We start from the raw sequence: 11,376 nt of genomic DNA, 5'->3' as shown, positions 1-11,376 counted from the left end.
CATCTGGCAACGAAGCGGCGGCCACGACGACGGTCGCGGCCGCCGCTTCACCCTGCCTCTTGACAGACTGAACTACATATCAGCTCATAACCCAGAGGTCGCAGGTTCGAATCCTGTCCCCGCTACCAGCGGAAACGGCCCCCGGAGACTCCTCCGGGGGCCGTTTTCATGCCCGATGGTCACGTGTTTGGTCACATTAGCCTTGCTCATCATCTAACTTTCGTCCTCGTCAGCTGGACCCCACGTGTTGCCGATGAGGAAGGCCGCCGCTTGTTCTGCGGCGTCGCGGTCATCGTTTCGAAGGACATGGGCGTAGGTCTGCAGGAAGAAGCCGACGTTGGCGTGGCCGATCCGCTCGCGGAAGTGTCAGAAGAGCCGAAAATGGCGTACTTATTGGTGGATAAGCAAACTTATCCACGGAGTCGTGGATACTCACGCTTATCCACGAAAGCGAGACGGCCACGCCCATGCTGGAAGGCGACGGGCACTATGGGATGAGTTGGTCGAACGCGAGTCCGGAGGATCCTTCGCCTCGGCCGGTTTGGCGGCGCACGCGCAGCCAGGTGTAGACCTGTCCGTCGGTCCATCGGGTGCGCTGGTAGGCCTGGGTGAGGCGGGTGCCGGCGCGGGGGATCTCCTCTTCGTGGACGAAGTAGGGTTGCGGCGGCGTGTCGTCTAATCCGTTTCGTAGCAAGACGGTTCGCGGTTGAACTTTGCGCGCAGGGTTTGGGTCGCCTTCGAGGATGCGCGGCATGGCGGCCCGCTGTAGTTGGATCGTGCGGTTGTCGCCGTCGACGTGCACGGGCAGGAACGGAATCCAGTTCTCGGGGACGGTGGTCATCACCTGATAGCGCGGGGCGGTGTTGGTGGTGGCGGGTGGGCTCGGGGGGTGGCCGAGCCGGTTGGCAAGGTCGGTTTCGTAGAAGCTGAGGCTTTGGCGGGCTGCTTCCAGGCCCGGTTTGGTGTCGCCGCTGGCGAGCGGGATGGCGCGCTCGATGCCCCACACCATGTTGGCGACTTCGTCGCGGATGAGCCAGATGTCCTCGGTGGGTGGGCCGTCTTGGATTTTCGCTGGGCTGGGCATCAAAAGCAGGCTGGTGTCGGCGCTTCCGGCGCCGCGGGTGTTGATGGTGAACATGCTCCAGCGCTGCCACGCGGCGTCGGGTCCCGCGTCTGCTGGGGTGATCCAGAGTCGTTCGCCGAAGACGTTGGTGACCACGGCGCCGTTGATTGTGGCGATGGCACCGGCGGGCAGGGTGTAGGGGATGACGAACCAGTCGTTGGCGTAGACGAGGGCGAATTCGATGAACAGGAGTTTGGCGAGGTCGGTGGTGGCCGCGTCGATGTCGCCGAAGTTGGTCGCGCGGTCTTCGAAAGCCCACCAGCGAGTGTTGGGCATGCCGGCAAATGAGACCGGCACCGGGATCATGCTGCGCGGTGCATCGGGGGGCAGGCCGGTGTTTTGGGAGCCGGGCACGTCACCGAGCGCGGGGATGGTCGGGTCGAGGTCGACGCTGTACCAGTCCAGCCGGCCCTCGTAGTACTGGTCGGCGACGTATACCTTCTCGGTGCCGGGGGCCGGGAGGGGGGCTGAGGCGGCGAATTGGTATTCCAGTTGTGTTGGCGCCCAGGCATTGTCGCCGTTGGTGGGTGGGGACAGTATGCGCTCGACGGAGGCGATGAACCGGGTAGCCAGTGCGTCGATGGTGGCCTGGTCGGCTGGTGTTATTCCGGTGACGCCGTCGTAGGCGTGGTTGGCCCGGTTGGCTTTGAGGTGTTCGTAGAGCAGGTATCCGTCCATGGCCCGGCCGGCGGCCGCGGCGAAGGTTTGCCACACCTCGGGGTGGGCGCAGATGTCGGCGTCGGCGGTGCCCGATGGGTTGGGCGCGGCGACGGGGTAGGCATTGATGAAGGCTTGCCGGTAGGGGCCGACCGATTCGATCATGGCCAGCCAGCGGCGGCCGGTGGCGATCCGCAGATCCAGGGCGCTGACCCGGTTGGCGACCGTGGTTGAGATGGGGCGTCGCTCGACGACGGTTTCGAGCGGGATGTCGTTGGGGAACGCGATGGTGCTGTGCGATCCGGGCTGGTATTTGGTGAGCCGGGTGGTGGTGATGTCGAGTTTGGCGAAAACTGGTGAGCCGGCGTCGCTGCCACGGAATTCCCCCATCTGCCATTGTTTGGTCAGCATCCACAGCGCGTCGCGGACCTCGGCGCGCAGCGCGCGGTCGAAGCTGGTGGTGCGGGGTCGGCCTTCGATGCGGTTCCAGCGGGTGATCGTCGGGAAGGCGCGTTGGATGACGGCCTCGCGGATGTTGCCGATCGGGCGGATGCTAGGCATGGAGGCTCCCGAGTTCGGTGATCACGCCGTTGGCGACGTTGAGGTCGGTGGCAATGGTGATGAGGTAGGTGGTGGTGGCCATGATGGTGGCGGGCACCAGCATGGCGTAGGGGGTCTCGTCGAGCTGGCTGGGTTCGACAGCGCGCAGTTTGGCTAGGTCGAGGGTTTCGTTGACGGCGCCGAGCAGGTCGTCCCAGAGCCAGGTTCCGGTCGAGGCTGCCGGGGTGACGAGCAGGATGGCTTGGGGTGGTTCGTTATCGGGGCGCTGGTAGTTGAAGGTGATGCCGGTGTCGTGAGTGCTGAGGTCCACACCCTGGTAGCTGTGCCGCAGCGGGATGGTTTCGGTCCATTCGTCGATGAGCAGCCCGCATTGCGGGCTGGTTTTGTCGAACGCGACCGAGTAGTGGGCGGTGTAGCAGAGCCGGTCGCTGTCGAGGGTGTAGCCGGTGGGGAACTGCATGGCGACCCAGGGTGCACCCTGTTCGTAGGGGAACTGAATGGGTGTCAGCGTGGGGGCGGCGGCCGGCCCGGTGAGCGCGTCGACGAGTGAGCAGGCCAGCTCGAAGGTGCGCATCATCGGGCGCACGCGGGCGATGCCGGTGAGCCATTCGTCCACGGGCCGATCGATCTGCAGCGTGGTGGTGAGGTAGTCCAGCAGGGCGCCGCTGTCGGCGGCGGTTTTGGCGTTGTTCCATTCGTCGGCCTGCGCTGCGGGGAGCGTGAATTGGGGCACGATGGTGAAGTCTTTGCCAAGCAGCGCTTTGGCGGCGGCGGTGACGGCGTCGAGGCGCGCGCTTGCGGTGGTGGCGGTCGCGGCGGTGTCGAGCTGGGTTTGGGCGTCTGCGGTGCGGGCGTCAAGGGTTGCTTTCAGCCCGCTCAGGACGTGGGCCAGGTCCTCCTCGATCACGATGGCGCGGTCTTCGAACGGGGTGAGGTCAAAGCCGGTGGTGTCGAACTGTGTGATCGGCAGCAGCGGGCGCACCTGGTTGAGCAGCGCGGTGTAGGTGGTGGCGGCGGTGGTGGCGGCCGCGGCGGCGAACCCGTCGCGCCGGGTAGCGAATGCCGCGCGTTTGGTGTCCAGGTCGGCGCGCAGGGCGGCAGGGGTGGCCGGCAGCGGTTCCATGGTGGTGCTGATTTTGGTTTCTGCGGCTTGCAGAGCGGCGAATCGGTCGGTGTCGCTAGTGTTCGCCGGCAGGTTGTTGTAGGCGGTGATCGCGGCGTCGTAGTCGGTCAGGCGGGTCTGCCAGCGATCGAGGAGCTGGTGGATGGCGGCGATCAGGGCGGTGAAGCTTTCGTGGCGCCAGGCGTTGAGGAAGCCCCAGCCGCTGCTGGGTATGCGCAGCGCCGCGGCGCGAGTGAGCAGGCCGATCGTGGTGTCGATGTGGGTGTCGACGTCGGCGAGGATGGTGGCCCGGTTGGTGGTGGGGTCGTTGACCAGTGGGGTCACGGTGGACAGCAGGGTGGCGATGTCGCCGGAGAGGGTGGTGGCGGTGGCCTGCACGGTGTTGATGCGGGTCGGGTCGGCGACCAGGGTGTCGTTTTGGGCTGGGCGGGCGTCGGAGTTGAGGGTGATGTCGGTCGGGCGTAGTTCGCGGGCCGAGCGAATCAGGGTGCGTAGCTGGCGGATCAGCGCCGAGACGTCGAACACGCTGACGCCAGTGCCGGCGGTCATGTAGGCGATCTGCAGGGTGGCGGCGGGGCGGGGCGCGGCAGTGGTGTGGACGTATTGCAGGACCCGGTCGTCGAGTTGGGTCATGGCCTGCAGGTTGTCGGGCTGCACAAGGTCTAAAACGTCGACCGCGTTGATGTTCAGGTCGCCGAGGTTGACCACGACGGTTTGGGCAGCGGCGCTGACGGGGTCGGTCCAGGTGACGGTGCATTCGATCGTGGCAAGGGGCGGCAGCTTGGCGGCCAGCCATGCGTCGATGGCGGGTTCGGCGACCGCGGCCGGGGTCGCGCCGGCCGCCGCGGTGGCCCCTGGTTGCAGGTGCAGCCCGACGCGGTGGGTCAAACCGATGCCGGCCGGGGGTGTTTGGACGACGTCGGGTTCGGGTGGGAAGTGGCCGGTGGAGTAGGCCTGCAGGGTGGAGGCGATGCGGTTGAAGTTGCCTTGCACCGCCTGGTGCACACCTTCGGCCAACGCGATGTCGGCGATCGCGTCGTATGTGTCGAGCACCGCGTTGGTTTGGGCGTCGATCGCGGCCGCCTGCGCGGCGCTGGCCGCTGGCATGCCGGAAAGCCCGTAGGGGTAGGTCTTCTGCGTTGCGGTGTTGACGTAGTCGGCGAATTTGCGCCCATCGATGACGTTGCGGGCTTCGATCGACTCGATAACCACGCCGGGGCCGGTGGCGGTGCTGGCCATCTTGTCAGCCACCAGTGGGAAATTTTTGCGCAGGGTGAAGATGAAGGAGTCGACCTCGGCCAGGCCGTAAGAGTCGTGCAGGCCTTGTTCGAACTGGTATCCCAGCAGCGCGCCGAGGCTTTGCCCGTTGCGGATGCCCTCGAGGGTGGACAGGGCAACCCGCACCCGGTCCGAGGACAAATTCACCGACAGTGTGTTGGGGTTATTGGCGGTGGCGTTGGCCGTGTATCCGCTGCGCAGCACGGCGGCGGTGCGAGCGTGGGTGAGCGAGGGCGCGTGGATGTAGCCGCCATTGGTGGGGTCGGCCATGATCGGGGCGGTGCCGGGGAACGCGGCGGCGACGTCGGGGGCCCGTCGTGCCGGTGCCAGCGGTGGGCGGGGTCGGAGGTCTTCAACCCAGGCGTAGGCGCCCAAAAACAGTCCGCCGGTTGGGTGCCCGTTGCGGGTGGGCCGGCGCATGGTGTCAAGTTGCAGTTCGACCAGCCCGAGCAGCCACGCGTCGTAGCGGTAGGTGCAGGTGTCGATGTGCTCAGCGAAAAGGCGGTCCAGCTCGGCGGTCGGTGCATCGGCGAGCACAGTGAGGGCCTGCAGCTGATCGTTGAAATCCTGAGCTTCAATGAGGGTGGCCACGTTGGCGGTGATGTAGTCGCCGATGAGCAGCGACGGCGAGCCGGTGATGGCCGGCTCCGTCTTGTACAGCAGCCCAAACCGGCTCTCGCTGGCCGCGGTGGTGGTGTCGACGTGCACGAACGGCGCCTCGATCTTGGTGGCCGCCAGTTCGGTTGCGTTCAAGACGCCGTTGGTTTTGTGGAGCCGATAGGAGGTGTCGTAGTAACCCAGCATCAAAGCGTGCCGCAGGTACAGGTACAGCACGGCCTGCGGGGTGACCCCTCCGCTGAAGCCGGCCTCAGCGGTGAGCGCATCCAGTGATTGGGTGGCGGCCTTGTGCAGCCACTGCAGGTAGTTGAGATTGTCGTCGGTGTAGATGCGCACCGGGTCGGTTTCTGAGAGCGGCCGGTCATCGATCACGGTCTTGAGCAGGTTGGCCTGCTGGAAGAAGAAGTGGTTGAACAGATCCGGTGTGGGACCGCTGTAGCCGAGTGAAGTGAGTTTCGCCTGCGCGGCGACGTCAAGGGCCAGCGCGACGAGCGCTTGAAAGAAGCCGGGTCCTAGCCCGGCCAGGTTGGTGGTATTGAACATCTCGGAAAGCGATTCGGCGTAGCGCGAGTAGTACTCAACCGACGAGGGGTGCAGCCCGAGCACGTTGAGCAGGATTTGATGAGCGTCTCCGGGGGCGCCGACGTGGGAGACGGTGCTGCTCAGGGTGTTCCAGTCGCCGCGCGCGGCAGTGAGGATCCGGTGTAGCCGCGACAAAAACGGGTTGGGTGCGGCGTCGGGGCCGGTTCGGTCGATCCAGCGGATGCGGGAAAACGCGGTGGTGGGCAGCACACCGTAGGGTTGTCCGCCGATGCGTATCGCCGGCAGAGCCCCGCGGCCGCGCACATAGCTGGTGAAAAAGGTGCGGGTGGCCTCCACGGTGTCGTCGCCGAACACCGGGGCCATCAGTTTGTCCATCCAATAGCCCAGCGTGGCCGGCCACAAGGCCAGTTGCATTGCGCGAGCACGGGATTGGTCTAGCCCGCCCGCGCCGCTGGTCCCGGCCAGGATGGTGGGGTCGATGCCCAGCGCGGTGGCCAGCCAGTCCCCGTCGCGGCGTGCCCGAGGATCGGTGCTGGGGGTGAACAGGGGCGTGTTCTTGCGGTCGTCGTAGCTGCGATCCGGGTCCTCGAGCCGGCTGTAACCAGTCTGGTTTCCGGTGGTGTTGTGCGTCGGTGTGCCCTGCGGGACCAGTTCCAGGCCGTTGCGGCCGTTTTGGTGATGCTCGAGCAGGGTGGCCAGCGCGGTGGCGCCGTCGGCGGAGCTGGCCGACAGTTGCAGCCCGATGACGACGAGCCGGTCGAACCCGGCGCGGGATTGCTCGGCGGTGAGCGGCATTTCGATGGCCATGCCCTCGGCCAGCGCGGTGTCGTAGTCGACCATCCACTTCAGCGGGTCGGGTACGAACAGGTCGCCGTTGGCGTCGGGGTGGATCACCGTGGTGGGGTCGGTGTTGGCGTCGGCGCCGGGGTCCGGGCCCACATACAGCGGCAGCGTGACCGGCGCGCCCAGCGCCTGCGCGACCGGTTGGCCGGCGGTGTAGCCGATCGCCACAAACCGGTCGGGAAACAGTGTCACTTGGGGGGCCTGTGACCACGCGGCTTGTTTGGTTGGAGGGTCGGGGGGAAACAGCAGGATTGCCACCGTGACCGCAATGCTGGCCAATGTGGCTGGTGGGGTGGGCGTGTCGGTGAGGTTGAACGGCTGATAGATGCTGATGAGGGTATCGGCCTGCGCTGAGCCGACGGCGGCATCGAGGGTGGCGCGGGCCTGGGTTTGTGCGGCCAGGTTGTCGCCGGCGCGCCACCAGGCGGCCCAGTAGGTGCGCAGTGGCGCCAGATCGGCTGCGGTAGGCGGTGTTTGGGTGGCGATAACCAGGATCTCATCGGAAGCCGACGCTTTGGTCGGCGCGTCGGCGGGGTTGGTGGGCTGGTAGGTGTCGACCAGATAGCCGGCGCGCCCGGAGCCGTGGGCTGCCACGAGGTCTGCCCAGGCGGCGCGCTGGTCCCCGTCGATGCCCCCGGCGCGCCAGATGTTGCACCAATAGCGTTGTGTGTTAGTCAGTTCGGTGGCCGACAGGGCGGGTTCAAAGGTGTCGATGAGGCAGTCGTCGGGGTAGATGCGGATGAGCAGCCGGCCAGGTCCGCGGGCCAGCGCCGTGTCCAGGACGGGGGTGGGGCGGTCGGGGACGGGTGTGTTGGTGGGGCGGGGGCCGGCGAATCGGGTTTCGATGCGCACCGGGAACAGGGCGATCGGGGCGGAGTCGTCGAAGCGGGTGATGTTGTCGCGGGGGTCGGTGAACGCGGCGAACACCGTCACGGCCGACGCGGCGGCTGTCGTGGCGGTGGTGAATTGGGTTTGGGCGCTGGCGAGTTGGTCGCGTGCGGCGGCGATCGCCTGCTCGAGGTCGGCGAGCTGGCGCGCATCAGCGGCATTGGTGGTGTCGGCGTGGCGGGCGAACTGGTCGCGCGTGCTCTGCGCGGCCGCAAGTGCCTGGCGGGCACCCGCGAGCTGGGCATGGGCCGTGGCGGCCTGGGCGCGGGCCGCCACGAGTTGCGTTCTGGTTTGGTCGAACCCGGGTGTGGTCATACGCCGGCCTGCGCGAGCATCTCGGCGGCGTGAATATCCACCCGCACCGGGGAGCGGAACAGCAGGTAGGCCCAGCGCGCCGAGCTCGGCGCTGCGGTGGCGACTTGGACGTCGTCGTCGTGTTGGTCCTTGCGGTCGGGGTTTGCCGGTGGTTGCAGGGTTGGGGTGGCCAGAGCGCCGGCGGGGAGGAAATCGCCCGGTGCGACGCCGGTGTCTTGCCACGTCAGGATGTCGAACACATCCAGCGGGTCGGTTGATGCGCGGTCGGTTTCTAGGCCGAATCGCGGCTCGCCGGGGCGTTGTTGGAGGACGAAGAACCAGCCGGGGTCATCGCTGGGGCTGGTGCCGGGGCCGCCCTTGGCCTCGGGAATGGTCAGGTCGAAACCGAAAAAGTAGATGTCGGGGTAGGCCGTGGCCTCATACAGGGGGCTGCGCAGCTTGTCGCGTGGTGGTTTGTCTTCTTCGGCCGCGTTCAGCGTGACAGGCAGCCGCGGCAGGGTCACGTCGACGCGGCCATTGGGATCAGCCTGCCATTTCGCGCGTTGGGCATAGATCATCGTGTTGGGGTATTTCTTGAGCAGTTCGCCGCGGATCACCAGGACGGCCTGCTCTGATCCGGGTGTCTCGCCGGGGCCGAGCCGGTTGTTGTGCTCGCCCAGGGCTGAGGTGAGCGGCCAGCGGTGCAGTTCGGGGATGTCGTAGAGCTTTTCCTTGTTCGGGTTGGTGCTCAGGCCGTCGACGGGGTCGATGTAGCTTTGGACGTCCCAGAATTGGCGGAAATAGCTGCCGCGCTGGTCGGTGGGGTATTCGCGCCATAGCAGCTTGCGGGCGAATTCGTGGTTGAGGCCGACCATGTAGGCCTCGATGAACCGCTGGTTGGTTTCCACCAGGGTGATGCTGTTGGGGGCGATGTAGTTGATGCCGGGCAGGAAGTTTTCCACCGAGATCGCTTTGAGCGGCAGGTACATCGGCACGTCGATCTTCGGGTAGGCCATCACCTCATCGAAGGACCCCACGTCGCCCCAGCCGCCGACCAGCTGGCCGATGATCCACGCCGGGACACCGAGTGTGGTCAGGCCGCGCCGGGTGATCGCGACCGATGGGGTGACCGCGGTGATGCTGGCGGTGGTGGCTGCGGCGAAATCGATCGGCTGCGGGGGCAGTGTGCGTCCCACGGTGTTGGCGGCCGCAACGAGGGTGCAGGCGTCTTTGAGTGCGGTCTTGAACCGGGTGGCGGTTTGGTTGTCGGGCCCGCCCGGGGTGGGTCGGAAGGTGGCCCCTGGCAGTTCGAGGACGAAGTTGGAGCTGGTGGGCAACTGGTCGACCGATTGGGGGGTTTGGTTGGCTTCTTGCAGATCCCCTTCGGCGGTGAGGGTGGATTGCCATTGCGCCAGTTTGTGGGACAGGAACCAGGCCAGCGTGGCCAGCAAAAGCAACACGATTCCCAGCGGCGGGATGATCAGTGTCAGCACGCCGCCCACGATCGCCAGGACGATGGCAGCGATGCGGAGCGCTTTCGGGAGCCACCCGAAGTGGGTGAGCAGCCATTTGACGATGCCCGGGATGCCGGCTTGGGGTGCTGCGGCGGCGGCTTGGTCGACGGTGACCAGCCCCGTGGGGACCGCTTTTGGTGGGGCGGCCGAGACCGCGCCGGCCGCGACCCGGGCCAGCATGTTGTCCGGGCGGATCGTCGTGTTGAACGGTAGGGTGCGCATCAGCCGCGCGCCGGGGCGCACGGCGCGGCGAAACGCGGGCGAGGTGAGCACGGGCGGGACGATGCTGGCCGATTGTGTTGAGAAAAGGGTTTTTCCGGCGATCATGACCCGGCTGGACACTGGGGCCAGCAGCGCGGCAGCGCGCTCGTTGTTGGTGGTAGCCAATGGCTGCAGGTGGGTTTGGTGCCAGCGGCTGGCCACGCCGATGGCCAGGTGCAGGCGGCGGATGGCTGAGTTGGCCGCCAACACGTCGCCGATCTGTTCCCATGCGTCGTTCATGTAGGTTTCAGTGTTGGTTTCGACCACGCTCGTGCCGAAGGCTGCCGGCACCCGGAATCGGGGATCGAGGTTGAGCCGATGTACCCAGTTCTGGCTATTCGGCACGGGGTTGCCCGCGGTGTCGGTGAGCAGCCGGCTCGTCAGGGAATGCCACTGCCCGTAGAGGGGGGCGGTGATCAGCGGGTCGGGGTCATTGATCGCCTCAGGCCCGAGGCCGGAGGCGGCGTTGGCGGCGGCCGCAGTCTGTGAGGCGTAGGTGTCGGGCAGGTTGATGAACGCCGCCAGTGCGCTCTGAAACGCATCCGGGTAGGGCTGGTCCCAGTTCTCGTCGGGGCTCTGGTCGGAACCCGGGATCTGCAGAGCGCCGCCGAGGCGCAGGATCCCGTTCAGCGCGGGGTTGGTGATGCCGGGCAGGTTGGAGCCGGGATCTTGGACGTTGATGTCGCGGTGGCCGACCTTGGGGTCGACCGGTTGTGGTTTGAGCAGCCTCACAAGGTATTCGAAGTCCCCGCGGTCGCCGGTGGTAAACGACCACGAATAAAAGTAGGGGTGGCTCTGCGACATCGGCCGCTGCTGGTAGCCCGCCCAAGCTGAGAAGGTGGCATTGGGTGCGGACGGGATCGAGTCTTTCGGGAACAGCCCGGCCAGCCGGCCGGTTTCGAACGTGGGGATCACGAAGGCGTGGTAGCTGGTGTTGGGCTGCAGCTGGCGCGGGCAGACCAACCGCGAGTAGGCGGCGTCGCGGTTGGCCTGCAACACCGTTTCCAGGCGGGCGATGACCGCGGGAACATCGGTGGCGACCAATTGGCCTGGGCCGCTGGATAATAGGTCGTTGACATGCACGTGGGCCCACGCCCACAGCTCGTCAGCGGGCGGGAACACATTCGTGGCAGTCACCGTGATATAAGGCATGGGCGTTCCCGCGGTTTTCGCAGGTGTGAATTCGGCGTCGGCCAGCACGATCAGAGTCAGCCACGGGCGCAGATGCAAACCCGAGGCATCCGGCGCGCAGGGAGTCATGCGCCACGGCGCGTCCTCGTCGTAGAAGTCCACCGCGGCAAGGTAGTTGGGTTCGAAGTTGGTGATCCCGTCGCGCGGTTCGGTGCGCAGAATGCGCGGCGCCTTGATACCGACGACATCGCCGGGGCCGTAGAGGGCGAAGTCTTGGGCCACCGTCGATGACAGCGGTGTGCCCCCACCCACCGCATCGCCGGAAACGCCGAGCTCGATGTGGATGGTGGCCCGGGCGGCCACGCTGGGATCGTTGTCGGCGGCGGTGATCGCGTTGGCGATGCCTTGGCGTATCCAGGGCAGAAAGGAGTATGCGGCGATGGGTGTGCTCATGCGGCGACCTCGAATTGGGGCAGGATGTGCAGGGTGCCGGCCAGGGTGGGATCGGCGGCGATCGCCTGGTTGAGGTGATCGACCGCGGA

3 protein-coding genes are annotated in these 11,376 nt (G+C 66.6%); all 3 read right to left on the bottom strand.

Going from position 1 to position 11,376, the window contains the following annotated elements; translation table 11 throughout:
* Positions 1 to 487: 487 nt before the first annotated feature.
* The 3 genes from VMD50_RS04910 to VMD50_RS04900 are packed head-to-tail and all read right to left on the bottom strand — an operon-like array spanning position 488 to position 11,287.
* On the bottom strand, positions 488 to 2,341 hold the full coding sequence (locus VMD50_RS04910) for a hypothetical protein (RefSeq protein ID WP_325425418.1): 1,854 nt from the start codon (positions 2,339 to 2,341) through the stop codon (positions 488 to 490).
* Positions 2,334 to 7,949, bottom strand: a complete 5,616-nt coding sequence (locus tag VMD50_RS04905) for a hypothetical protein (RefSeq protein WP_325425416.1) — start codon at positions 7,947 to 7,949, stop codon at positions 2,334 to 2,336. Before VMD50_RS04905 ends, VMD50_RS04910 begins: the two co-directional genes overlap by 8 nt.
* The gene (locus VMD50_RS04900; RefSeq protein ID WP_325425414.1) at positions 7,946 to 11,287 is read right to left on the bottom strand and encodes a hypothetical protein; all 3,342 of its coding nucleotides are present in this window, start codon (positions 11,285 to 11,287) and stop codon (positions 7,946 to 7,948) included. The genes VMD50_RS04905 and VMD50_RS04900 overlap by 4 nt, the downstream gene beginning before the upstream one ends.
* Between the last annotated feature and the right edge of the window lie 89 nt (positions 11,288 to 11,376).

Origin of the sequence: Mycobacterium sp. (assembly GCF_035506235.1) — a bacterium.
In the GTDB taxonomy this organism is placed as follows: domain Bacteria; phylum Actinomycetota; class Actinomycetes; order Mycobacteriales; family Mycobacteriaceae; genus Mycobacterium.
This window is presented reverse-complemented; position numbering and strand designations above follow the sequence as displayed.

Excerpts from the sequence above, each read along its gene's own strand:
- VMD50_RS04910 (WP_325425418.1), bottom strand. The coding sequence starts at position 2,341 with ATGCCTAGCATCCGCCCGATCGGCAACATCCGCGAGGCCGTCATCCAA.
- VMD50_RS04905 (WP_325425416.1), bottom strand. The coding sequence starts at position 7,949 with ATGACCACACCCGGGTTCGACCAAACCAGAACGCAACTCGTGGCGGCC.
- VMD50_RS04900 (WP_325425414.1), bottom strand. The coding sequence starts at position 11,287 with ATGAGCACACCCATCGCCGCATACTCCTTTCTGCCCTGGATACGCCAA.